Annotated in this window: 25 protein-coding genes; 14 read left to right on the forward strand and 11 right to left on the reverse strand. The window is 68.7% G+C overall.

Annotation, left to right across the window (positions count from 1 at the left end; all coding sequences use genetic code 11):
* Positions 1 to 3: 3 nt before the first annotated feature.
* Entirely contained in the window at positions 4 to 1,917 is a 1,914-nt protein-coding gene (typA, locus tag AC3ENO_RS08270) for a translational GTPase TypA (protein WP_434970168.1), read from the forward strand.
* A gap of 31 nt (positions 1,918 to 1,948) precedes the next feature.
* Here typA and AC3ENO_RS08275 read toward each other — a convergent pair whose 3' ends face one another.
* On the reverse strand, positions 1,949 to 3,079 hold the full coding sequence (locus AC3ENO_RS08275; protein WP_434970169.1) for a serine hydrolase domain-containing protein: 1,131 nt from the start codon (positions 3,077 to 3,079) through the stop codon (positions 1,949 to 1,951).
* Between the two features lie 72 nt (positions 3,080 to 3,151).
* Between AC3ENO_RS08275 and AC3ENO_RS08280 the strand changes: the two genes are divergently transcribed.
* The 6 genes from AC3ENO_RS08280 (at position 3,152) to AC3ENO_RS08305 (ending at position 7,615) form a co-directional block, all read left to right on the forward strand.
* Entirely contained in the window at positions 3,152 to 3,931 is a 780-nt protein-coding gene (locus tag AC3ENO_RS08280) for an AzlC family ABC transporter permease (RefSeq protein WP_434970170.1), read from the forward strand.
* Positions 3,928 to 4,242: an AzlD domain-containing protein gene (locus tag AC3ENO_RS08285; protein ID WP_434970171.1), complete on the forward strand. Its 315-nt coding sequence runs from the start codon at positions 3,928 to 3,930 to the stop codon at positions 4,240 to 4,242. The genes AC3ENO_RS08280 and AC3ENO_RS08285 overlap by 4 nt, the downstream gene beginning before the upstream one ends.
* Before the next feature lie 33 nt (positions 4,243 to 4,275).
* A complete protein-coding gene (locus tag AC3ENO_RS08290) occupies positions 4,276 to 4,659 on the forward strand; it encodes a histidinol dehydrogenase (protein ID WP_434970172.1) in 384 nt (127 codons plus the stop codon).
* A gap of 10 nt (positions 4,660 to 4,669) precedes the next feature.
* A complete protein-coding gene (gene fdxA, locus AC3ENO_RS08295) occupies positions 4,670 to 4,990 on the forward strand; it encodes a ferredoxin (RefSeq protein ID WP_434970173.1) in 321 nt (106 codons plus the stop codon).
* A gap of 15 nt (positions 4,991 to 5,005) precedes the next feature.
* Entirely contained in the window at positions 5,006 to 6,112 is a 1,107-nt protein-coding gene (dapC, locus tag AC3ENO_RS08300; RefSeq protein WP_434970174.1) for a succinyldiaminopimelate transaminase, read from the forward strand.
* Between the two features lie 207 nt (positions 6,113 to 6,319).
* On the forward strand, positions 6,320 to 7,615 hold the full coding sequence (locus tag AC3ENO_RS08305) for a citrate synthase (protein WP_434970175.1): 1,296 nt from the start codon (positions 6,320 to 6,322) through the stop codon (positions 7,613 to 7,615).
* Between the two features lie 11 nt (positions 7,616 to 7,626).
* Here AC3ENO_RS08305 and dapD read toward each other — a convergent pair whose 3' ends face one another.
* On the reverse strand, positions 7,627 to 8,586 hold the full coding sequence (dapD, locus tag AC3ENO_RS08310; protein ID WP_434970176.1) for a 2,3,4,5-tetrahydropyridine-2,6-dicarboxylate N-succinyltransferase: 960 nt from the start codon (positions 8,584 to 8,586) through the stop codon (positions 7,627 to 7,629).
* Between the two features lie 79 nt (positions 8,587 to 8,665).
* Between dapD and dapE the strand changes: the two genes are divergently transcribed.
* The 3 genes from dapE to AC3ENO_RS08325 are packed head-to-tail and all read left to right on the forward strand — an operon-like array spanning position 8,666 to position 11,165.
* Positions 8,666 to 9,730 carry a succinyl-diaminopimelate desuccinylase gene (dapE, locus tag AC3ENO_RS08315; RefSeq protein WP_434970177.1) on the forward strand — a complete coding sequence of 355 codons (1,065 nt, stop codon included), beginning with the start codon at positions 8,666 to 8,668 and terminating at the stop codon, positions 9,728 to 9,730.
* Positions 9,731 to 9,753: 23 nt separating this feature from the next.
* On the forward strand, positions 9,754 to 10,956 hold the full coding sequence (locus tag AC3ENO_RS08320; protein WP_434970310.1) for a hypothetical protein: 1,203 nt from the start codon (positions 9,754 to 9,756) through the stop codon (positions 10,954 to 10,956).
* 35 nt (positions 10,957 to 10,991) lie between these two features.
* Entirely contained in the window at positions 10,992 to 11,165 is a 174-nt protein-coding gene (locus AC3ENO_RS08325) for a DUF3117 domain-containing protein (protein ID WP_076490128.1), read from the forward strand.
* Between the two features lie 90 nt (positions 11,166 to 11,255).
* Here the strand turns inward: AC3ENO_RS08325 and AC3ENO_RS08330 are convergent, their stop codons facing one another.
* On the reverse strand, positions 11,256 to 11,888 hold the full coding sequence (locus AC3ENO_RS08330; RefSeq protein ID WP_434970178.1) for an O-methyltransferase: 633 nt from the start codon (positions 11,886 to 11,888) through the stop codon (positions 11,256 to 11,258).
* A 79-nt stretch (positions 11,889 to 11,967) separates the two neighbouring features.
* Between AC3ENO_RS08330 and AC3ENO_RS08335 the strand changes: the two genes are divergently transcribed.
* Complete coding sequence (locus AC3ENO_RS08335; protein ID WP_434970179.1) at positions 11,968 to 12,372, forward strand: twin-arginine translocase TatA/TatE family subunit; 405 nt, start codon at positions 11,968 to 11,970, stop codon at positions 12,370 to 12,372.
* Between the two features lie 13 nt (positions 12,373 to 12,385).
* Here AC3ENO_RS08335 and AC3ENO_RS08340 read toward each other — a convergent pair whose 3' ends face one another.
* From AC3ENO_RS08340 to AC3ENO_RS08350, 3 genes are read right to left on the reverse strand one after another with little or no spacing between them, the layout of a single operon-like run.
* Positions 12,386 to 13,543, reverse strand: coding sequence for a P-loop NTPase (locus AC3ENO_RS08340; RefSeq protein ID WP_434970180.1), 1,158 nt, complete (start codon positions 13,541 to 13,543; stop codon positions 12,386 to 12,388).
* Positions 13,544 to 13,559: 16 nt separating this feature from the next.
* Positions 13,560 to 14,129 carry a DUF1003 domain-containing protein gene (locus AC3ENO_RS08345; RefSeq protein WP_434970181.1) on the reverse strand — a complete coding sequence of 190 codons (570 nt, stop codon included), beginning with the start codon at positions 14,127 to 14,129 and terminating at the stop codon, positions 13,560 to 13,562.
* The gene (locus AC3ENO_RS08350) at positions 14,129 to 15,409 is read right to left on the reverse strand and encodes a magnesium transporter MgtE N-terminal domain-containing protein (RefSeq protein ID WP_434970182.1); all 1,281 of its coding nucleotides are present in this window, start codon (positions 15,407 to 15,409) and stop codon (positions 14,129 to 14,131) included. The genes AC3ENO_RS08345 and AC3ENO_RS08350 overlap by 1 nt, the downstream gene beginning before the upstream one ends.
* Before the next feature lie 91 nt (positions 15,410 to 15,500).
* On the opposite strand from AC3ENO_RS08350, the gene AC3ENO_RS08355 reads away from it, so the two are divergent.
* Complete coding sequence (locus AC3ENO_RS08355) at positions 15,501 to 16,175, forward strand: YflT domain-containing protein (RefSeq protein ID WP_434970183.1); 675 nt, start codon at positions 15,501 to 15,503, stop codon at positions 16,173 to 16,175.
* 24 nt (positions 16,176 to 16,199) lie between these two features.
* Here AC3ENO_RS08355 and AC3ENO_RS08360 read toward each other — a convergent pair whose 3' ends face one another.
* Both AC3ENO_RS08360 and AC3ENO_RS08365 read right to left on the reverse strand, forming a co-directional pair.
* Positions 16,200 to 17,627 (reverse strand): aminopeptidase P family protein, encoded by a 1,428-nt coding sequence (locus AC3ENO_RS08360; protein WP_434970184.1) that lies wholly within the window; start codon positions 17,625 to 17,627, stop codon positions 16,200 to 16,202.
* Positions 17,628 to 17,660: 33 nt separating this feature from the next.
* Positions 17,661 to 18,683 (reverse strand): endonuclease/exonuclease/phosphatase family protein, encoded by a 1,023-nt coding sequence (locus tag AC3ENO_RS08365; RefSeq protein ID WP_434970185.1) that lies wholly within the window; start codon positions 18,681 to 18,683, stop codon positions 17,661 to 17,663.
* An 83-nt stretch (positions 18,684 to 18,766) separates the two neighbouring features.
* Here AC3ENO_RS08365 and AC3ENO_RS08370 point away from each other — a divergent pair, with 83 nt between their 5' ends.
* On the forward strand, positions 18,767 to 19,630 hold the full coding sequence (locus AC3ENO_RS08370) for a PHP domain-containing protein (RefSeq protein ID WP_434970186.1): 864 nt from the start codon (positions 18,767 to 18,769) through the stop codon (positions 19,628 to 19,630).
* 168 nt (positions 19,631 to 19,798) lie between these two features.
* Here the strand turns inward: AC3ENO_RS08370 and AC3ENO_RS08375 are convergent, their stop codons facing one another.
* Positions 19,799 to 20,233, reverse strand: coding sequence for an SHOCT domain-containing protein (locus tag AC3ENO_RS08375; RefSeq protein WP_434970187.1), 435 nt, complete (start codon positions 20,231 to 20,233; stop codon positions 19,799 to 19,801).
* Positions 20,234 to 20,347: 114 nt separating this feature from the next.
* The gene (locus AC3ENO_RS08380) at positions 20,348 to 21,775 is read right to left on the reverse strand and encodes a DEAD/DEAH box helicase (RefSeq protein WP_434970188.1); all 1,428 of its coding nucleotides are present in this window, start codon (positions 21,773 to 21,775) and stop codon (positions 20,348 to 20,350) included.
* Positions 21,776 to 21,957: 182 nt separating this feature from the next.
* Between AC3ENO_RS08380 and AC3ENO_RS08385 the strand changes: the two genes are divergently transcribed.
* On the forward strand, positions 21,958 to 22,677 hold the full coding sequence (locus AC3ENO_RS08385; RefSeq protein ID WP_434970189.1) for a ferritin-like fold-containing protein: 720 nt from the start codon (positions 21,958 to 21,960) through the stop codon (positions 22,675 to 22,677).
* 15 nt (positions 22,678 to 22,692) lie between these two features.
* Here AC3ENO_RS08385 and AC3ENO_RS08390 read toward each other — a convergent pair whose 3' ends face one another.
* On the reverse strand, positions 22,693 to 22,917 hold the full coding sequence (locus AC3ENO_RS08390; protein WP_434970190.1) for a DUF3107 domain-containing protein: 225 nt from the start codon (positions 22,915 to 22,917) through the stop codon (positions 22,693 to 22,695).
* Positions 22,918 to 22,933: the final 16 nt, after the last annotated feature.

Below are 22,933 nucleotides of genomic sequence, written 5' to 3' on the forward strand. Positions count from 1 at the left end.
CTCATGGCGCATGCCCTCCGTTCGGACCTCCGCAACGTCGCGATCGTCGCGCACGTCGATCACGGCAAGACGACCCTCGTGGACGCCATGCTGCGCCAGACCGGCTCGTTCGGGGAGCACGCGCACGTCGAAGAGCGCGCGATGGACTCGAACGATCTCGAGCGCGAGAAGGGCATCACGATCCTCGCGAAGAACACTGCGATCACCTACAACGGCGCCCACACCGACGTTCCCGTGACGATCAACGTCATCGACACCCCCGGCCACGCCGATTTCGGCGGCGAGGTCGAGCGCGGCCTGTCGATGGTCGACGGCGTGGTGCTGCTGGTGGATGCCTCGGAGGGCCCCCTGCCGCAGACGCGCTTCGTGCTGCGCAAGGCGCTCGAGGCCAAGCTTCCCGTCATCCTGCTCGTGAACAAGACAGACCGGCCCGACGCCCGCATCGCCGAGGTCGAGGAGGAGTCCCACGACCTGCTGCTGGGGCTTGCCTCGGACTTGCAGGAAGATGTGCCCGACCTCGACGTCGACGCCCTGCTGGACGTGCCGGTCGTGTACGCCTCCGGACGCGCGGGCGCGGCATCCCGCAATCGGCCCGCCAACGGATCGCTTCCCGACAACGACGACCTCGAGCCGCTGTTCGAGGCGATCCTCGAGCACGTCCCGGCCCCCTCGTACGACGACGAGGCTCCCCTGCAGGCGTGGGTCACGAACCTCGACTCCAGCCCCTTCCTCGGTCGCCTGGCCCTCCTGCGCGTCTTCAACGGCACGCTGAAGAAGGGCCAGACGGTCGCGTGGGTGCGCCACGACGGCTCGCACTCGAACGCGCGGATCACGGAGCTGCTGAAGACCCGGGCGCTGGAGCGCTACCCCGCCGAGTCCGCCGGTCCCGGCGACATCGTCGCGATCGCGGGCATCGAGGAGATCACGATCGGCGAGACGATCGCCGACCCCGAGGACGTGCGCCCGCTGCCGGCGATCACGGTCGACGACCCCGCCATCTCGATGACGATCGGCACCAACACCTCGCCCCTGGTCGGCAAGGTCAAGGGCCACAAGGTCACCGCGCGCATGGTCAAGGATCGCCTCGACCGCGAGCTCATCGGCAACGTCTCCATCAAGGTCGTCGACATCGGCCGGCCGGATGCGTGGGAGGTGCAGGGCCGCGGGGAGCTGGCCCTCGCGATCCTCGTCGAGAACATGCGCCGCGAAGGTTTCGAGCTCACCGTCGGCAAGCCCCAGGTCGTGACCCGCAAGGGGCCGAACGGGCAGGTGCAGGAACCGTTCGAGCACCTCACGATCGATGCTCCCGAGGAGTACCTCGGCGCCATCACGCAGCTGCTTGCCGCGCGCAAGGGCCGTATGGAGACGATGGTCAACCACGGTACGGGCTGGGTGCGGATGGAGTTCATCGTCCCCTCCCGCGGTCTCATCGGCTTCCGCACCGAGTTCCTCTCGATCACGCGCGGCACCGGTATCGCCAACGCCATCTCGCACGGCTACGACGACTGGGCCGGTCACATCGTCGCCCGCCAGAACGGCTCGATCGTCGCCGACCGCGCCGGCGTCGTCACCCCCTTCGCGATGATGGCGCTGCAGGAGCGGATGAGCTTCTTCGTCCAGCCGACCGAAGAGGTCTACGAGGGCATGGTCGTGGGCGAGAACACGCGCGCTGACGACATGGACGTGAACATCACCAAAGAGAAGAAGCTCACGAACATGCGCTCCTCCACCGCGGACGAGCTCGAGCGTCTCACGCCGCCGCGCCAGCTTTCGCTCGAAGAGAGCCTGGAGTTCGCCCGCGAGGACGAGTGCGTCGAGGTGACGCCCGAGAAGGTGCGCATCCGCAAGGTGATCCTCGACCAGACCGAGCGTGGCCGCGCGGCGTCGCGCCTGAAGCGCCAGGACGCGAACGCCTGACGCGTCCTGTGACCGGCTCTGGACCCGCTGCTCAGTCGGCGAGGATGAGATCCGCCAGCTGTTCCAGAAGATGCGCGGGCAGGTCGGAATCGGGTCCCGTCGCGTTGAGGACGATCGCGGCCGCCGTCTCGGTCTCCGGGTGGTACATCGCGAGCGCCTGGTAGCCGAGTCCGTTCCCCGTGTGTCCGATCCATTCGCCGATGCGTCCGATGCCGAAGCCGTACTCGTCGTAGTAGGGGCTGTGCGGATCCGGCGACGTAGTGCGCAACGCACCAAGCCGGTGCGCGTGCGCAGAGGCAGACACGAGCGTGCCGGAGCCCAGCGCTTCAGCCCAGGTCGCGAGGTCGCCCGCCGTGCCGAACAGCCCACCGGCGGCCGAGAACGCGCTCGCGCGGACCTCCGGCAACGCCTCGACGCTGCCGTCGGCATCCACCTGGAACGGCGCAGCGGTGCCCTCGGGCGGCAGCGCGTTCCCGGGGTAGACCACCGTCTCGAGCTGTAGCGGCTGGAGGATGCCTGTCTGGATCGCTTCGGGCCAGCTCTCCCCGGTCGCGGTGTCGATGATCTGCCCGAGCAGGACCGTGTTCGTGTTCGAGTACTCGTAACTCGTTCCGGGCGAGAACTGCTCGGATGCGCTGTCGGCAAGCCCGTACAGGGTCGTGTCGGTCCAGCTGCGAGTCCATTCCTCGCGCAGCAGGTCGATCAGCCCTGGTTGCGCCGAATAGTTGGCGATTCCCGAGGTCATGGTGGCGAGGGCATCGATCGTTGCGGTCGTCTCGACCCCGGTTCCCGCCGTCGGGGCGGGAGCGTCCAGGTCGAGGATGCCCTCGTCCGCGAGCTGGAGCACGACGGTCGTGACGAACGACTTGGTGACACTGCGGAACCCGAAGAGGGTGTCGTCGGTGACCGGAGTGCCATCGAGGTCAGCGACGCCCGCCGGGTACACCGCGCTTTCCCCGTTCCGGTGGACCGCGAGCGCGCCGCCGGGCACGGATGCGGCGGCCAGCGCTTCCGCGAAGGCCTCGCCCAGGGGCGTCGACGGCGCCGCGGGGCTGCATCCGGAAAGGAGCGGGGCAACGAGCGTGGCGGCGGAGATGGCGGCGGCGGTGGCCCGGCGGACTCCCGCGAGGGAGCGTCCACGGTGGCGGGGAGAGCGGGTCATCTGTTCAGCCTACGGGCGCGCCTCGCGCGCCTTCGGACTCACGGAGGCGCGCGGACTGGGAGGATGGCGAGCATGCGGTCGCCTCATGACCCGTCGGCACACGACGAGACAGACACGGCCCGTGGTGCGTGGCGCCAGGGTGTGGGTGTCGCGATCGCCACGAGCGCCTACGGGATCTCGTTCGGCGCATTGGCCGTCGCCGCGGGGCTGGATGTCTGGCAGACCTGTGTGCTGAGCCTCGTCATGTTCACCGGCGGATCGCAGTTCGCCTTCGTCGGCGTCATCTCCGCGGGAGGACTGGCCGCCATCCCCGCTGCGATCGCCTCGGCGGCGCTGCTCGGCGTGCGAAACGTCGCCTACGGGATCCGGATGTCGACGCTGCTGCCACCGGGACGGTTCACCCGGATCGCGGCGCCCCAGTTCACGATCGACGAGTCCACGGCCGTCGCTCTGGCACAGAGCTCGCCCCGAGCCCGAACCGTCGGCTTCTGGGTCACCGGCCTCGGCATCTACATCGGGTGGAACCTCTCCACCCTGGCGGGCGCGTTGCTGGGCGACGTGCTCGGTGACCCGCGAGCGTATGGGCTGGATGCCGCGGCGGCGGCAGCTTTCCTCGCTTTGCTGTGGCCGCGGTTGCGCGGGAGGCAACCCATCGTCGTCGGTGTCGCCGCCGCTGTCGTCGCCACGGTGCTGACCCCCGCCCTGATGCCCGGACTCCCGGTCCTCCTTGCCGCTGTGGTGGCCATCGTCGTCGGGTGGCTGGACTGGGGAAGCGGAGCGACCCGAGGCCCCGGCACCGCCGAGGGTCTCGACGAGCCCGACGATCTCCCCGAGCGAGAGGGGCTGCCATGACCCTGTGGAGCGCGATCGCCCTGGCATCCGTCATCTGCCTGGCTCTCAAGGCCACCGGGTATCTGGTGCCTACTCGCGTGCTCGAGGCGCCGCGACCGGCGAGGATCGCCGATCTGCTGACCGTTGCCCTCCTCGCGGCGCTTGTCGCGGTCCAAACCCTCGGGGTCGGGCAGCAGATCGTGGTCGATGCCCGCGTGCCCGCAATCCTCGTGGCGGCGGGCCTGCTGATGCTGCGTGCCCCGTTCCTCGTGGTCGTGGTCGCCGCGGCCGCGGTCGCTGCAGCGCTGCGGTGGTGGGGTTTGGCGGTCTGAGTCCACGGGGGCACGGCGCGGTACAGTGAAGCGGTGCCACGCTTCTCGTTCCTGCGACTTGCCGCGTGGGCAGTTGCGTTGGTGGTCGGTGCCATCTACGGCGCCGCGGGAACGATCAGTCACGCCTACCGCGTGTTCGGCTTCCCAGTCGGGCTGATACTCGCGATGGTCGCGGCGGGTGCCGTCATCATCGCGGTACGCGCGCTCACGGCAGACAGATGGGCTGCCCTTGCCACGGGGCTCGGCGCGATGATCGTGTCGCTCGTGCTGTCGGGAACCGGAGCGGGTGGATCGGTGATCGTGCCGCAATCGATTCTCGGCATCGTGTGGACGCTGTGGCTTCCCCTGGTCACGACGTTCGTCGTGGCGTGGCCCGAGCGGATCGATCGCGGCCGGGCGGTCGGAGTGGCCGACTAGACTTGTTGCCGTGACGTATGTGATCGCCCTTCCGTGCGTCGATGTCAAGGATCGCGCCTGCATCGACGAGTGCCCCGTCGACTGCATCTATGAGGGGGAACGCAGCCTGTACATCCACCCCGATGAGTGCGTGGACTGCGGCGCCTGCGAGCCTGTCTGCCCCGTCGAGGCGATCTACTACGAAGACGATCTGCCCGAGGAATGGCAGGACTATTACAAGGCAAACGTCGAGTTCTTCGACGACCTGGGCTCGCCGGGAGGCGCCGCGAAGGTCGGGGTGATCCCCAAGGATCACCCGGTCATCGCTGAGTTGCCCCCGCAGAGTCACTGACCGCGGATCTCGAGGATGGGCGTCGCCGATCTGGCCGATTACCCGTGGGACGCAATGGCGCCGTACGCGGCGCAGGCCCGGTCCCACCCCGATGGCATCGTGGATCTCTCGATCGGATCGCCGGTGGATCCGACCCCCGAGGTGGTTGCGCGGGCGCTCGCGGCGGCGACCGATGCGCATGCGTATCCGCAGACCGTGGGAACCGTGCCGCTGCGCGAAGCGATCGTGGACTGGTACGAGCGTCGGCGTCGCGTGCCGGGGCTCACGGTGGACCAGGTGCTCCCAACGATCGGCTCCAAGGAGCTGGTGGCCCTGCTGCCGCTGCTGTTGGGGCTCGGGCCGGGCGATGTCGTCGTGCACCCGGTCGCTGCGTATCCGACCTACGAGGTCGGCGCACGTCTCGTGGGGGCGACCCCGCTGGCCTCCGACGACCCCGCCCAGTGGCCGGAGCCGACGCGACTGATCTGGGTGAACTCGCCGGGAAACCCCGATGGCGCGGTCCTCGATGTCGCCGGGCTGCGCGCGGCGCGGGAGCGTGCTCGCGAGCTCGGCGCCGTGCTCGCCAGCGACGAGTGCTACGCAGAGCTCGGATGGGACGCGCCGTGGGACGGTGAGGCGATCCCCTCGGCCCTCGACCCCCGGGTGACCGATGGCGACCCCGCCGGGGTGCTCTCGGTGTATTCGCTGAGCAAGCAGTCGAACCTCGCGGGATACCGTGCTGCCTTCGTCGCGGGCGACCCCGTGCTCGTCGGTCGGATGCTGACAGCCCGCAAACACCTGGGGCTCATGCCGCCCGCCCCGGTTCAGGCGGCGATGACGGCGGCGCTGCGCGATGACGCCCACGTCGCCGAGCAGCGCGAGCGCTACCGGCGTCGCCGTGAGGTGCTGCGCCCTGCCGTGGCGCAGGCGGGTTTCCGCGTCGATCGCAGCGAGGCAGGCCTGTACCTCTGGCTCACTCGCGATGAGGACGCATGGGCGTCGGTCGAGTGGTTCGCGCAACGCGGCATCCTCGTCGGGCCCGGGGTGTTCTACGGGGCTGACCACGCGCGCCACGTGCGGCTCTCGTTGACGGCGACGGATGAGCGCATCGCCGCGGCAGCAGACCGCCTCCGTGCGGGCTGATACCGGATGCCGTGACGTGCCGTCAGGACGAGATCGCGAGCTTATCTCCATCGAAACGGCCCCTGCTTTGGCGGTGCGCACAGTAGGCCGAGCGGACTACTAGGCTGTAGGGGCAGCCCGGGCACGTACTCGTGCGCGGACGGCTCCGCGAGGCGGCGAACCCGACTCGCGTGCCGACGACAGCCCCAGACAACGCAAGGAGGCGCCGTGGACGACGCGCAGACCCCGCAGCAGAAGGCCATCCTGACCGTCGGCGAGCGGACCGCCGAGTTCCCCGTGCTTCAGGGCACCGACGGCGTCCCGAGCATCGATGTCGCGACATTCACGCGGCAAACGGGGTTCACGGCCCTGGACTACGGGTTCGTCAACACGGCGTCGACCAAGTCGGCGATCACCTACATCGACGGCGACGCCGGCATCCTGCGTTACCGTGGCTATCCGATCGAGCAGCTCGCGACTCACAGCACGTACCTGGAGGTTGCGTGGCTGCTGATCTATGGTGAACTGCCCACCGCCGACGAACTTGCGGCGTTCGACACCCGCATCCGTCGGCACACCCTGCTGCACGAGGACCTCAAGCGTTTCTTCGGCTCCCTGCCGCCCACCGCCCACCCGATGTCGGTGCTGTCGGCGGCGACGGCGGCCCTCTCGACCTACTACGAGGACGAGTCCGACCCGCACAACCCCGAGCACGTCGAAGTCAACACGATCCGCCTGCTGGCGAAGCTCCCCGTGATCGCGGCCTACGCGCACAAGAAGAGCATCGGTCAGGCTTTCTTGTACCCGGACAACTCCCTGAGCTTCGTCGACAACTTCCTGAAGCTCAACTTCGGCGTCCTCTCCGAGATCTACGAGGTCAACCCCGTCATCTCCCGAGCCCTCGAGCGTCTGCTCATCCTGCACGAGGACCACGAGCAGAACGCTTCGACCTCCACCGTCCGCCTGGTCGGTTCAACCGGCGCCAACCAGTTCTCCTCGATCTCGGCGGGCATCAACGCGCTCTACGGACCGCTGCACGGCGGTGCCAACGAAGCGGTGCTCTCGATGCTCGCCCAGATCCGCGAGTCCGGCGAGAGCGTGCAGCGCTTCGTCGAGCGGGTCAAGAACAAGGAGGACGGCGTCAAGCTCATGGGCTTCGGCCACCGGGTGTACAAGAACTACGACCCGCGTGCGAAGCTCGTCAAGGAGTCCGCGGACGAAGTCCTCTCCGAACTCGGCGTACACGACCCGCTGCTGGACCTGGCCAAGCAGCTCGAAGAGATCGCCCTCAACGACGATTACTTCAAGGAACGTCGTCTCTACCCGAACGTGGACTTCTACACGGGCGTCATGTACAAGGCGATGGGCTTTCCGACGCGCATGTTCACGGTGCTGTTCGCGATCGGGCGCCTGCCGGGCTGGATCGCGCAGTGGCGTGAGGCGATCACCGACCCGCAGACCAAGATCGGGCGCCCTCAGCAGCTCTACATCGGCTCACCCGAGCGCAACTACCCGGGCGTGTAGCGCAGCCGCCGTCAGGCGTGCAAGGCGTCATTGAGCGTGACGCCGACGCCCGCCCGCCGGACCGCTTCGACCGCTCCGGTCACGGAGTTGCGACGAAAGAGGATGCCGCCCCGCCCGGAGAGGTCGGCGCCCTTCACCGTCGGGCGGCTGCCGTCGGCGCGCGCGGGCTCGTCGGCGAGGACGATCTTCGATCCGGCCGTCACGTACAGACCCGCCTCGACGACGCAGTCATCGCCGAGGGAGATCCCGATCCCGGCGTTCGCGCCCAGCAGCGTCCGCTGACCGATCGAGACCCGGTGTGCGCCACCGCCGGAGAGCGTGCCCATGATGGATGCGCCCCCGCCGATGTCGCTTCCGTCACCGACGACGACGCCCTGCGAGATCCGCCCCTCGACCATGCTCTGGCCGAGAGTGCCGGCGTTGAAGTTGACGAATCCCTCGTGCATGACCGTCGTGCCGGGGGAGAGGTATGCGCCCAGACGGACCCGCGACGCGTCGGCGATCCGCACTCCCGGAGGTGTGACGTAGTCGGTGAGGCGCGGGAACTTATCCAGACCTTGCACCTGGATGCCCGCGCGGCGAAGCCGAGCCCGCAGCGCGGGGAGCTCGCGCGGGTCGACGGGACCGGCGTTGGTCCAGGCGACGTTGGGAAGCGCGCCGAAGATGCCGTCGAGGTTCAGGTCGTTGGGTGCGACGAGCCGGTGCGACAGCGCGTGAAGGCGAAGGTAGGCATCCGGTGTGTCTCGCGGGGCCGTGTCGAGGTCGATCTCGACCTCGACCGCCTCGATGCGCACGGCGCGCACATCATCGGCGCCGGTCGCCTGTGCGACGAGGGTTCGCGCCGCGTCGTGGGCTGCCGCGTCCGCACGCAGCGGGCCGAGCTGGGGCGCCGGGTACCAGGTGTCGAGAACTGTGCCGTCGGCCGCAACCGTCGCCGCACCGATTCCGCTGACCATCCGCTGTGCCGTCATCGTTCCAGGCTATCGAGTCCCACGCGTCACGCGTGCGCCGCCCGGGCGGCGGAGCACGCCCGCTGGCTAGACTCGAGGAGTGCTGGACCTGACCTCGGACTCTGTCGATCTGACCCGCGCGATCTGTGACATCCCCAGTGTGTCCGGGGAGGAAGGACGGCTCGCAGATCTGATCGAGCAGGCAGTGCGGACCCTGCCGCACTTAGAGGTCATCCGAGACGGGGACACGGTTATTGCGCGCACGCAACTAGGCCGGCCGCGTCGCGTCGCGATCGCCGGCCACATCGACACCGTGCCGATCAACCGGAACGTGCCCACGCGCACTATCGAGATCGACGGTGAGGAGTTCATCTGGGGACGCGGCACCGTCGATATGAAGGCCGGCGTCGCTGTGCAGGTGAAACTTGCCGCGGACCTTGTCGCACCGAAAGCGGACATCACGTGGATCTGGTACGACCACGAGGAGGTGGCGGCGGCCCTGAACGCCCTCACCCGCATCGCCGCGACGCGCGCAGACCTGCTCGCGGCCGACTTCGCCATCCTCGGAGAGCCCTCCAACGGGCAGGTCGAAGGGGGGTGCAACGGTCACATGCGGGCAATCATCAGAACCCATGGTGTGCGATCGCACAGTGCCCGTTCGTGGATCGGTGAGAACGCCATCCACAAGGCCGCTCCGATCCTCGAACGGCTCGCCGCCTACACGGCGCGAGAGGTTCCCGTCGACGGTCTCGTCTACCGCGAGGGACTGAACGCCGTACGCATCGCGGGTGGTGTGGCGGGCAACGTCATCCCGGACCTGTGCGAGGTGGAGGTCAACTATCGCTTCGCCCCGTCCCGCAGCGGCGCTGACGCCGAGGCGCACGTTCGGGAGGTCTTCGACGGCTTCGAGGTCGAGGTGATCGACATGGCAGAGGGTGCGCGTCCGGGGTTGGACGACCCGCTGGCTCAGGAGTTCGTCGCCGCAGTCGGCGGCCAGGCGTACCCCAAGTACGGCTGGACGGATGTTGCACGCTTCTCGGCGCTGGGCATCCCGGCTGTCAACTACGGACCCGGCGATCCGCAGCTTGCGCACCACGACGAAGAGCGGGTCGCGGTCGCGCAGATCCGGGACGTCGAGCGCGGGCTGCGCGCGTGGCTGAGCTGACACGCGAACAGACACGCGAGGGGATGCCGCCGCGGACGCGGCATTCCCTCCCGCCGGCGTTAACGATCGCCCTGGTGTACCTCGCCGCCCGCGCCGTCACTCTCGGCTTCCTCGTCCTGGCGGCCACGCTGTCGGCCGAGGGCACCCGCTTCGGCGCAGGAGCGAGCGTGCAGGACCTCGCCGTGGGATGGGATGCGCAGTGGTACTGGTATCTGGCGGTCAACGGGTATCCGACGGAGCTTCCGCTGACCGACACGGGTGCTGTTGCCGAGAACCAATGGGCATTCATGCCGATCTACGCATACCTCGCTGCGGCGCTGGCTCCGCTCGTCGGCGGCTGGTGGGGAGTCGCCGCCGTGCTGATCTCGCTCGCGGCGGGCTACGGGGCGACCTACGTGCTCTACCGCATGCTCCGTGGCCGGATCGGCGGGAACGCGGCGGTATGGGCTGCCGCCTTCTTCGCGACAGGGCCGCTGGCTGCCCTGTTCCAGGTGGGATACGCCGAGGCGCTCTTCCTACTGTGGCTGTTCTTGGCGCTCTGGGCGGTGTCCGCCCGACGCTACGGATGGGTCTACCCGCTGGTGATCCTCATGGGGTACACCCGCCCTGGTGTGCTCGCGTTCGCGCTGTTTCTCGGCCTGTTCGGAATCTTCCGGTTCTTCTCGAGGGCGCGTGAGCCGCTGCGGGTTGTCGAGGTCGTGCACATCGTCGCACTGGGTGCGCTGGCAACCGTGGTCGGGTTCTCGTGGCAGCTGATCGCCGCGGTCGTCACGGGCGACCCCGGTGCCTATCTGGCGACAGAGCTGGCATGGCGCCGCAACTGGCTTCTCGACGACGAGGGGCACTTCATTCCGTTCGACGCATTCGTGCGTGGCGCTGCGTTCTGGGGCCAGACCTGGGGCTGGGGTGCGGTCGGTGGCATCATCCTGCTCGTCGTTCTTGTCGTCGGGGTCGCCGCAGCACTGCTGTGGGCGCCGCCTGTCCGAGCACTCGGGCCCGAGATCCGCCTCTGGTCGGTCAGCTATGTCGTGTACCTGCTGGCTGTCTTCTTTCCGCAGTCGAGCATCTTCCGACTTCTCGTTCCGCTCTCACCGCTCTGGGGTGCGTTCGCCGTGCCGCGCTCGCTCCTCTGGCGCGTCGGCGTTCTGCTCGCATGCTTGGCGGGGCAATGGTGGTGGATCTACAACATGTATGCCCTCGGCAACCGTTTCTGGCAGATCCCCTAAGCTTGATAGGCAGACCACGACGAAAGGGAGCCGCCATGGCAGCCATGAAGCCGCGAACCGGAGACGGACCGATGGAGGCCGTGAAGGAAGGACGCCTCATCATCGTGCGTGTACCGCTCGAGGGCGGCGGACGCCTTGTCGTCTCGGTGAACGACGCCGAGGCGAAGGAACTGTACGACGTGCTGGGTGGAGTCGTCGGAGCCGCGTAGCGGGGGCCATTGTCTCAGAACGCGGAAGCGGCCGGTTCCTCACCGGCCGCTTCCGCGTTCTGGTCGTTGAGCCTGGTCAGGCAGCGCTGGTCAGGCAGCGCCGCGAGTTGTCAGCTGCAGGAGACCTTCGCGCGCGGTATTGAGCGCGCCGAGGACTGCCGGTGATTGCGCCACCTCCTGGATCAGCGAGCGGTAGGCGGTCGTGACCTGATCACGTTTGACCGGGTCGGCGACCGCGCCACCTGCCAGCACGCGAGGGATCAGCACTGTCCCTCCCGGGCGGACCAGTCGCAGTCCGTGCTCGACGTACTCGATGACGCCCTCCGGCTCGGCGTCGACCAGCACGATGTCATACGACGCCTCGTTCATGCGGGGGAGGACCTCGGCCGCTCGACCCGTGATGAACCGTGCGCGTGCGGGCGGGACCTTGGCCTGGGCGAAAGCGAGACGTGCCGCGGCGAGGTGCTCGGGCTCGACATCGATTGTCGTCAGGGTCGCCTGGGGCGCTCCGCGAAGCAGCCACAGCCCGGAGACTCCGCCGCCGGTGCCGATCTCGACGATGTTGAGAGCGCGGCCGACGGCGGCGATCGTCGCGCACTGCACACCGACGGCGGCGCTGATCGGCTCGGCACCGAGCTCGAGCGCGGCTTCGCGGGCGCGGGCGATCGAGTCAGGTTCGATCGTCACCTCTTCGACGAATCGATTGACCGCGTGATCGCTCATGCACTGCTCCTTCTCTGAGGGGCAAGCCTACGTGCGCGTGAGCAGAATTCCGCTGAGGCGCGAGGGGTAATCTTGACCCATGTTCAACGGGATCACGATCGAGAAGCTGTTGCTGATCGGTCTGATCGCGGGCATGATCATCGGCCCTCAGCGCCTTCCGCGCTACGCTGCTGCCCTCGCGCAGTTCACCCGCCGCGTCCGCGACTTCGCGCGCTCGGCGGGATCCCGGGTGAAGGAGGAGATGGGCGAGGATTTCGACGACGTCGACTGGCGTACGCTCGATCCCCGGCAGTACGACCCGCGCCGCATCATCCGTGAGGCGCTGCTCGACGACCCGCCGACACCGCCGGTCAAACCGCAGTCGGCCGCGATGGCCCCGGCGGCTGCCGCCGGTGCCGCAGCAACGGTGAATGCGACGGCGACGCGATCGTCGTCTCCTCTTGCGGCCGGTGAGCTCCCGCCGTTCGACGCCGAAGCCACCTGAGCCGCCGGGGACGTCAGTCGCTCCGGTGCACGCTCATCGGAAGCGGACGCCCGGACAGGCCGCGGCCGGACGAGATGACGGCATCCGCCACCCGCGCGATGGCTGCCGCGGCAGGATCGGTGGCATCCGTCGCGAGGTGCACGTCCCCGGCATCACCGGATGCCCGAAGCCCCGGGCTCAGCGGAATCGAGCCCAGCAACGGCACGGCCTCGGCATCAGTCCGCAGGGCTTCAGCCACGAGGCCGCCGCCGCCTGATCCGAACAGGTCCAGCACCGTGCCGTCGGGCAGGGTCAGCGGGGCCATGTTCTCGACGACCCCGAGCACTCGTTGACCGGTCTGCCGCGCGACAAGACCGGAGCGGATCGCGACATCCGCGGCGGCGCGCTGCGGTGTGGTGACGACGATCACCTCGGCATGCGGCAGGAGCTGCCCGACCGAGATCGCGACATCGCCCGTTCCCGGAGGCATGTCCAGCAGCAGGATGTCGAGGTCCCCGAAGTGAACATCGGTGAGGAACTGCTGCACGGTCCGGTGCAGCATGGGTCCGCGCCACGCGACCGCACCGAGGGGCGCATCGTCCGGGCCCCGGCGCAGGAACATGCCGATCGAGATGACCTTCACACCGTGGGCGACGGGGGGGACCATCAGATCGTCGATCCGGACGGGCTGCGGGGGAGCACCGTCTGGACCGACCAGTCCCAGGATGCCGGGAATCGAGAAACCGTGGACATCGGCGTCGATGAGCCCGACGCGAAGCCCGCGGGCCGCCAGCGTCGTCGCCAGGAGCGCCGTGAGCGTGGACTTGCCGACGCCGCCCTTGCCGCTGGTGACGGCAATCACCCGGGTCAGCGAATCCGGGCCGAACGGCATCGACCGCGCCGGACGGCCGGCGCGCAGCATCTCCGTCAGGCGGCTGCGCTCCTGCGCATCCATCACCCCGACGACGATCTCCGCCGAAGCGACGCCGGCAACCGACAGCGCTGCCGTGCGCACATCCGACTCGATCCGTGCGGCAGCGGGACACCCGGCGACGGTCAGAGCGATCTCCACCCGTGCCGCCTCGCCGTCGATGCTCGCACTCCGGACCATCCCGAGCTCGCCGAGGGGGCGTCGCAACTCGGGGTCGATCACGGCGCCTACCGCGCGCGCGACGTCGTCTCCGGATGTCACCGTGGGCCTCCGCCGGTCACGCTGGGGTGTCCTTCGTGTGCGTTGCCTCGCTCGGGGGAGCAGTGCTGTCGCCGGTATACGATGGCGCGCGCTCGTCCAGCTTCTTCAGGAGCGACTTCAACTCCGATCGCAAGGTGTCGCGCGTGACGACCTCGGACGAGATCTCCGTCAGCGCGATGCGCAGCGCCACGATCTCGCGAGCCAAGTACTCGGTGTCGGCGAGGTTTCGCTCGGCGCGCTGACGGTCCTGCTCGATCTGCACGCGGTCCCGGTCGTCCTGACGGTTCTGTGCGAGCAGGATCAGCGGTGCCGCGTACGAGGCCTGAAGCGAGAGCATCAGCGTCAGCGCGGTGAAGCCGTTGGCCGCCGAGTCGAACCGCAGGTTCTCGGGCGCCGCCGTGTTCCATGCGATCCACGCGACACAGAACAGCGTGAGGGCCACCAGGAACCATGGCGTGCCCATGTTGCGGGCGATCCACTCGGTGGCGCGACCGAAGCGATCCCGGGACGGCTGCGGCGGACGACCGCGCATCGGCATGCTCGACCGGCCGCGGGGGGCATCCAGCCCCCGAGGGGCGCGCGCCATCACAGCTTCACCGGTCCCGTCCACGGAAAGGCGGTGGGTCGCTGCTCGGTCGAATGCGAACGCCAATCCTCGGGGAGCAGGTAGTCCAGGACATCGTCGACGCTCACGACCCCGACCAGGCGGTGGACCTGATCGACGACGGGCACCGATACGAGGTTGTACGACGCGAGGATGCGCGCGACCTCGGCCGCCGTCGCGGTCGCCTGGAGCGGCTCGATCGTGTCGTCGATGAGCGAACCCAGTCTCTCGTGCGGCGGGTAGCGCAGCATCCGCTGGAAGTGCACCGTCCCGAGGAACCGCCCCGTCGGGGTCTCGTACGGCGGCAGGGTGATGAAGACGGATGCCGCCAGAGCCGGATGCAGTTCGTGGCGACGGATGAGCGCGAGCGCCTCCGCGACCGTCGCCTCCGCCGACAGCACGATCGGCTCGCTCGTCATGAGGCCACCGGCCGTGTCGGGGCCGTACTTGAGGAGCTCGCGGACATCTTCCGCCTCCTCGGGCTCCATGAGGTCCAGGAGCTGCTCGGAGCGGAGAGCCGGCAGCTGACCGAGCAGGTCGGCGGCGTCATCCGGCTCCATCGCATCGAGGATGTCGGCGGCCCGTTCGTCGCCGAGCTGTTCGAGGATGTGCGCCTGATCGTCCTCGGGCATCTCCTCGAGCGCGTCGGCGAGGCGATCATCGGGAAGCTCCTCGGCGACTTCCAGCAGGCGCGCGTCCGGCAGATCCAGCAACGTGTTGGCCAGGTCGGCGGGCTTGAGCTCGCTCAGGGTCGCGACCAGCTGCTCGGCCGACGGCTCCTGTGTCGAGTCGAGCTGTTCCGTGACATCCTCCCAGCCGGCGAGGGTCGTCGGCCCCTTCGTGAACGGGGACGCGCTCGTGCGCGGTCGCCGAAGAAACAGCTGACCGATATCCCACGCGCCGAGCCGGTTCCGCTCGATCGCGGCATCCTCGATCACGGCCTCGCCGGATCCGTCTCGGAAGTAGACGCGACGGCCCAGCAGCTCCGCGAGGACCCGTACTTCGCCGCCGCGCTGCTGGAAACGCCGAACGTTGATCAAGCCCGTCGTGATGACCTGGCCCGGAGCGATCGAGGTGACCCGTCCGATCGAGACGAACACGTTGCGGCGGCCCGGAATCTCGACGACGAGCCCCACCACGCGAGGCGGGTCATCCGCGCGATAGACCACGACGACGTCCCGGACTCGCCCCAGGCGGTCTCCGGCAGGGTCGAAGACGGCGCAGCCCGACAGGCGCGCGACGAAGACCCGCTGCGTGTTCACCCGTCCAGCGTAGCCCGCACCCGTCGTCGCGCCCGGCGGCAGCGAGGGCTGACTCACCGGATGCCCGGAGCAGGCATGGGAAGATGGACGAATGAGCATGATGGGGGGACAGTTCGCCCGCAACCTCGAGGACGTCGGTCAGACCGTCGCGACGTTCTCACAGTATGAGGCGGCGCAGAAGGCGGTGTCCAAGCTCATCGCCGAGGACATCCCGGCGCGGGAGATCACGATCGTGGGTCAGGGGTTGCGCTCGATGGAGCGGGTCACCGGCCGACTGGGCTACGCGACTGCCGCCCGCTCGGGCGCCATCAACGGGCTTCTCCTGGGAATGCTGTTCTCCGCTGTCTTCGTGCTCGGGATGCCGAACGTGCCGGTCCAGGCCTTCGTCGGCGTGCTGTTCGTCGGCATCGCGATCGGCATGATCGCGAGCCTGCTGACCTTTGCCATCGTCCGTCGCCGCCGTGATTTCGCCTCTGTCATGCAGTTCGTCGCCGATCACTACGACATCGCGGTGGCAGCGGGCAGCGCGGGCAAGGCACGCCAGATCCTGGGGCCGCAGGCCGCCGCGCCGGCCGCGCCGCGTACGCAGGTCGTCGCGCCGCAGGTCGAGCGCCGTCCCGCTTCGCAGGAGCCGCCGCGCTACGGCCAGCGGATCGAGGACGTGACCGAACCCGAGTCACCCGCGGACACGGAGCCGGACGCCCCGGCCGCGTCTGCGCTGGACGGCGGCGACACGCCCGCCGCGAAGGAGGACCGGGAGGCCTGAACCCCGGTCACCCGCGGCGTTCCCTCATTCCGTGGTCGGAGCGAGCCGCGCGATCCACGCCTCCACCTCATCGGCGGTGCGGGGGATCGCTGCGGACAGGTTCACGGGGCCATCCTGTGTCATCAGAACGTCATCCTCGATGCGCACGCCGATCCCGCGAAGCTCTTCGGGCACCGTGAGGTCATCGATCTGGAAGTACAGCCCCGGCTCGATCGTGAACACCATGCCGGGCTGCAGGATGCCGTCGTAGTACATCTCACGTCGAGCCTGCGCGCAGTCGTGCACGTCGATGCCCAGGTGGTGGCTGGTGCCGTGAACCATGTAGCGGCGGTGCTGTCCGCCGGTATCGGCCGCGAGCGCCTCCTCGGCCGTCACCGGAAGAAGTCCCCATTCCGCGGTCCGGGCGGCAATGACCGCCATCGCCGCTTCGTGGACGGAGCGGAAGGTGACGCCGGGGCGCGCCGCCGCGAACGCCGCGTCGGCCGCCTCGAGCACCGCCTCGTAGACCCGACGCTGCACGTCGGTGAAGCGGCCGCTCACCGGAAGCGTGCGGGTGATGTCGGCGGTGTAGAGGCTGTCGAGCTCGACGCCGGCATCGATCAGGATGAGGTCGCCGGGAAGCACCGCGCCGTCGTTGCGGGTCCAGTGCAGATAGCAGGCATGGGGGCCGGACGCGGCGATCGTGTCGTATCCTTCGCCGTTGCCGTCGGTGCGTGCTCGAAGGTGGAAGACTCCCTCGACGATGCGCTCGCCGCGCGGGTGCGCGCTGATCCGCGGGAGGTCGGCGACGATGTCGTCGAATCCGGCGGCAGTGACGGCGACGGCTTCGCGCAGCTGTGCGATCTCGTCGTCATCCTTGATGAGTCGCAACTCCGACACAGCGCGGGTCAGGTCGGCGTCCGCATCGACGACCCGCTCACCGTCAGTGGGCTGGAACGCGGCGATGTGCTCGGTGCGGATGCCCAGATCCGCGGCGACTGCCGCCAGGGCCGGTCGCGGTCCGATCCAGAACTCGCCGATGGATGCGTCAGCGTAGAACTCCGCGGTGGTCCGGTCTGCTCGCTCCCGGAAGTACAGGACGGCGTCGTGGCCGGTCTGCGGAAGCGGGTTCATCACGAGGACGGCGCCGGGCTCGGCATCCGACCCCCACCCCGTCAGGTGTGAGAACGCGGAGTGCGGACGGAACCGGTAATCGGTGTCATTGGATCGCTGCTTCAGGTCCCCCGCGGGGAAGACGAGGCGCTCGCCGGGGAACATCTTCGAGAGAGCCGCGCGTCGACGTGCGGCGAACGCTGCGCGGGGGCGCGGTTCGGGGAGCGTCTCGGGGCGCTCCGCCCACCCCGCCGAGATCGTATCCAGGAAGCCCTGGGGGAAGGGCTGCCTGCGATTGGTCGTCCCGTCGGCACTCGCCGGGGCGGTCGTGGTCGTCTCACTGTCGCCGGTCGCGCTCATCCGTCAAGTCTCGCACGCGACGATCGTGTGCGTTCAGCGTGTCGCGGGCTCCAGCTGCACCACGAGAGGCCGGTGATCGCTCCCGCTGCCGTCGACGGACGAGAGAACGAGCGATCCTGTCACCGTCCAGGCATCGGTCGTCATGACGTGGTCGATCGGAGTGCCCAGCAGCGGAGGCCAGGAGGTACTCCAGGTCCCGACCGAGCCCGTACCGCTGTCGGCCGCCGCGTCGATGCAACGGCCGAGCTGTCCGCCGTCGACACCGAGGCCGCTGAAGTGATCGATCGTCGCATTGAAGTCGCCCGCCATGATCACGTTGTCGGCGGCACACTGGTCGCCGAGCCAGCGCAGATCCGCGCGCCACTGGTCCATGTACCCGTTGCGCGGCGCGACGGCGTGCGCCGCAACCACAATCGGGCCGACGCCCGAGACCGGCATCGCGACGGCGCTCGGCACCGTCGAGGTCGTGCTGGTGCCGTCCTGGGATGACTCGATCACGGCGTAGTCGCCCAGGTCGGGGGTGATCAGCAGCGTGGTCGATCCCGCGTCCCACGGCGTCGAGGGATCCTTGGCGTGGTGCGCCCACATCGGATGCCCGAGCTCGCGCATCCGGATCGCGACCTGCTCGCCGGTCTCGATCGTGGTCTCGGGCAGGGCGACGATGTCGGCATCCATCGCGACCGCGAGTCGGGCGATCTCATCGGCCGAGGTTGCCGGTCCCGCCGTGTTCCATGTCATGACCCGGATGGCGTGATCCGTCTTGGCGGGGAGGCTCTCGGTGCCGATCCCGCGATCCAGGACGACTGCCCCGTTCGCGACGGCGCCGATCAGCGCGACGACAAGGATGGTGACGGCAAGCGGCCGGATCGAGCGGGCAAGCGCTGCGAGGAGCGCGAGGAGCGCGGCGATGCCGAGCGCGAGGACGATGACACTGCGGAAGGCGATGATCTGGGCGATCGGCGCGACGCGTTCGACACGGAAGAAGTCGGGCGCGGTGAGCACCGCGACAGCGGCGATCCAGAGCACCGCAACGAGGATCCCCAGAGCCCGACGCACGAGCGCGAGCCTATGACAGCGGTCTGAGAGAACAGTACGAGCCGCGCCGCAGGGAGCCGGGAGACCGGCGCTACGCTCGGATGATGGACGACGCGCGGCTCTTCGAGGGACCCGCCGACCTGCACCTGCACTCCACCCAGTCCGACGGTACGGATGCTCCCGCCGACGTCATGCGTGCAGCTCACCGCCACGGAGTGCGCATCGCGGCCCTCACCGATCACGATACGACAGCGGGCTGGGCCGAGGCGGCCGAGGCCGCCACGTCCCTCGGCATGGTGTTCGTGCCCGGGATGGAGATGTCGGCGCGCGATGACTGGCGGAGCGTCCACGTGCTGGCCTATCTGTGTGATCCCGACGACGAGCAGCTTCGCTCGATGACCGAGCGGGTGCGCAGTTCCCGGCTCGAGCGGGCGCGACTGATCGCGGACCGGATCGCGCGGGACTTCGACCTGGAGTGGGAGGACATCCTCGCGCAGACCTCGGACGGGGCCACCGTCGGGCGTCCGCACATCGCGGACGCGCTGGTCGCGCGCGGACACGTGCACGATCGCGACGAGGCTTTCCGCAGCATCCTGAGCCCACGAAGCCCGTACTACGTCGCGCTGTTCGCTCCCGACCCGGTCACGGCGGTGCGTCTGATCGTCTCCGCCGGTGGCGTGCCGGTCCTCGCGCATCCCGCGGGACGGGCGGGCCCCTTCCCGCCGCCGCTCGTGACCCGGATGCTGGATGCCGGCCTCGCCGGGTTCGAACTCGGTCACCGCGACAACACCGCGGCCGGCATCCGGCAGCTGGAGTCACTGGTCGCCGAGCGCGACCTCATCGTCACGGGCTCGAGTGACTATCACGGTCTGGGAAAGCCCAACCTGCCCGGCGAATACACGACGGCCCCGGAGATGGTCGAGCGCATCCTGGCCGCGGCAACCGGAAGCGCCCCCGTCTATCCGTAGACGCCGCGCGCCCCACCGACGTCGCAGAATCGCGCGAACTGCGCACCCCTGCGCCAGAATCCTCCGAAGTTGGTGCGATTCTGCGGGTTTCACAGGTCCCGCGCCAGCCACAACGAAGCGCCTCCGTCTCAGGGGAGATGGAGGCGCTTCGTTTCTGAGCGAGGTCGGTCAGCTGAGGGCCTTGGCCTTGAGCTGGTCGTACTCGGCCTGCGAGATGGTGCCGGCGTCCAGGAGCGCCTTGGCCCGGGCGATCTCCTCGGCGGGGCTGTGCTTTGCGCCGCCGGCGACGGACTGGATGTAGGCATCCTGGGCCTGCTTGATCTGCTCGGCCTCCTTCGCGGAGCGCTCGCTCATGCCGCGACCGCGGGCGATGAGGTAGACGAGGGCCGTGATGAACGGGAGGAACAGCAGGAAGATGATCCACACCGCCTTCCACCAGCCGTTGAGCTTGTGGTCGCGGAAGAGGTCACCGATGATCGCAAAGAGAACGAACAGGTAGGCGACGAAGACGAAGATCCACAGGAACCACCAGATGAGGTCCCAGAACGAGCCCCAGAACCCCTGGTACTCGTATCCCGTCGTCACAGCTTCGAAGAATCGCATGACAGCCTTTCGGGGTTTGCGCGGCCACATGCCGCAGGCATCACCCTAGCGCTGTCGGTGGTCAGATTTCGAGAGCGTCGTGACGGGGTGTCACGACGACGTCAGTGCGTGATCTCACGCTGCGTCGGGACGGGGGCCACGACGCCGGCGACGGCGCCGCGGCGTCGTGGTTCCATCGCGGTGTTCCGTGCCACCGCCATCGTGTGTGCCGGCGCCATCAGCCCCGCGCGACGGGGTGCCCGAGGACCCGTGAGATCCGGTCGCGCTGCCGCTGCGCGAGCGGCGCCGACGCGACCCCGAGCGTCCACTCGGTGAGGATCCACCCTCGGTCGTCGTGACGGCCTCGGTGCGGGGCGCCGTCACGATACGGCCCTTCGTTCCTTCGGGGATGTTGAGATCGCTGTACAGGTGCGGGCTCGACGAGTAGGTCTCGATCGGCTCCGGCTGACCGAACTCCAGTGCGCGGTTGATGAGGGCCCACTTGTGCAGGTCATCCCAGTCGACGAACGTGACCGCGATGCCCGTGCGCCCCGCACGTCCGGTACGTCCTGCTCGGTGCAGGTACGTCTTCTCGTCATCCGGAATGGTGTGGTTGATCACGTGGGTCACATCGTCGACGTCGATGCCACGAGCCGCGACGTCTGTAGCGATGAGGACATCCTTCTTGCCGGCCTTGAACGCGGCCATGGAACGCTCGCGCGCCTCCTGGCTCATGTCGCCGTGCACCGCGACAGCCGAGAACCCGCGATCCTGCAGCTCGTCGACCAGCTTCTGTGCCGCGCGCTTGGTGCGCGTGAAGATGACCGACTTGCCGCGGCCCTCGGCCTGCAGGATGCGGGCGATGACCTCGTCCTTGTCAAGGGAGTGCGCGCGGTACACGAGGTGACGGATGTTGGCCTGCGTGAGACCCTCATCCGGGTCGGTTGCCCGGATGTGGATCGGGTTGCTCATGAACCTGCGGGCGAGGGTGACGATCTGGCCGGGCATCGTCGCCGAGAACAGCTGCGTGTGTCGGACGGCGGGCACGCGCTGGAAGATCTTCTCGATGTCGGGCAGGAACCCGAGGTCGAGCATCTTGTCGGCTTCGTCCAGCACGACCTCGGTTGCGTGTGAGAGATCCAGCAGGCGCTGGCCGGCGAGGTCGATGAGTCGTCCGGGTGTTCCCACCACGATCTGCGCACCGGCCTTGAGCTGATCGATCTGACCCTCATAGGCCTTGCCGCCGTAGATGGCAACGACCGAGGTCGTGCGGTTGCTCGTGAGCATGTCCATGTCTTCATAGACCTGCACCGCCAGCTCACGGGTGGGTACCACGATGAGCGCCTTCACGCCCGGTTCCGGATCCAGGCCGAGCCGCTGCACGACGGGGATGCCGAAGCCGAAGGTCTTGCCGGTTCCGGTCTTGGCTTGACCGATGATGTCCTGGCCGGGAAGCCCCAGTGGAATCGTCTGTTCCTGGATGGGGAAAGCGTCCACAATCCCGCGCTCAGCGAGAGCGTCGACGATGTCCTGATCCACGCCGAGCTCGGCGAAAGTCGTCACGATAAGTGCCTGTCTGGCAGCCCCTGCTGCCGCTGATGTCGGATCCACGCCCTTCACTCAGCCGCAGGCGCGGGGCTCCGGTCCTACGCCGGAGACGCCATCAGTCTACCGGGGAGCCCTGTGCGCCCCCTCGGAGCGGGTCTGCTCGGCGGGTCGTACCCGGCTGGCCCTAGGCTGTGTGCGTGGTCGACTGGAAGTTCTGGCGCAAGAGCCGTCCGCTCGCCGCGACGCTGTCGTTGCGGTCCCGGGGGGACTTCGGCGACGCCCACCGCGTCGATTTCGAGGAACTCGCTCCCGACATCGAGGTGTTCCTGGGTCAGGCCGCCTACCTCCAGTTGGGCTTCTTCGAGACGCTGAGCGAGCTCATCGCCCTGACGCCGTCCCTGGAGAAGAAGGAGGCGCTCTCGCGCGCCGCGGGAGCCGCGCTGACCAAACACGAAGCGCTCGTGGACGTCATCCGTGATCGCGGCGATGACCCGACCGCGCTCATGCTTCCCTTCCGCGAGCCGCTCGACCACTTCCGTCGCGCAACCCACGGTGTGCGGCCGCAGGAGACGATGCTCTCGGTGCACATCATCGCCGGCATGCTCGACGACTTCTATCTCGCACTCGCGGCGAGCTACGGCGAGACCGGCCGTCGCGTCGCGCGCATCCTCGGCGCGGATGCCGACCGTCAGGCCGTCGTCGAGATCCTCACCGAAACGATCGACAGCGACGACGAATGGCGGTCGCTGCTCGCGATGTGGGGCCGTCGCCTCGTGGGCGACACGCTGCTTGTCGCCCGGGCGGCGCTGCGTCCGAAACAGCTCCAGGCGCAGGACGAGCAGAAGGTCGAGCCGGTGTTCACTCAGCTCATGGCAGCGCACTCGCGCCGCATGGATGACCTGGGGCTTGCCGCGTAGGCAGAGCTTGTGGGGTCAGGCGACGAAGCCGACCCGCCGAGCCTCTTCCGTGCCCACCTCGACGTATGCCAGGCCGGCCGTCGGCACGATGTAGGCGTTTCCTCGCACGTCCGTGAACGTGACGTGCGTCGCGCCGGAGTCCAGCGCTTCCGCGACGGATTGGCGCACGTCGGCTGCGGACTCGTTCGTCTCGAAGTTCAGCTCGCGACCCGAATTCGTGATGCCGATGCGAATCTCCACGTTCCTGCCTTTCTGA

The organism is Microbacterium sp. bgisy207, assembly GCF_057706855.1.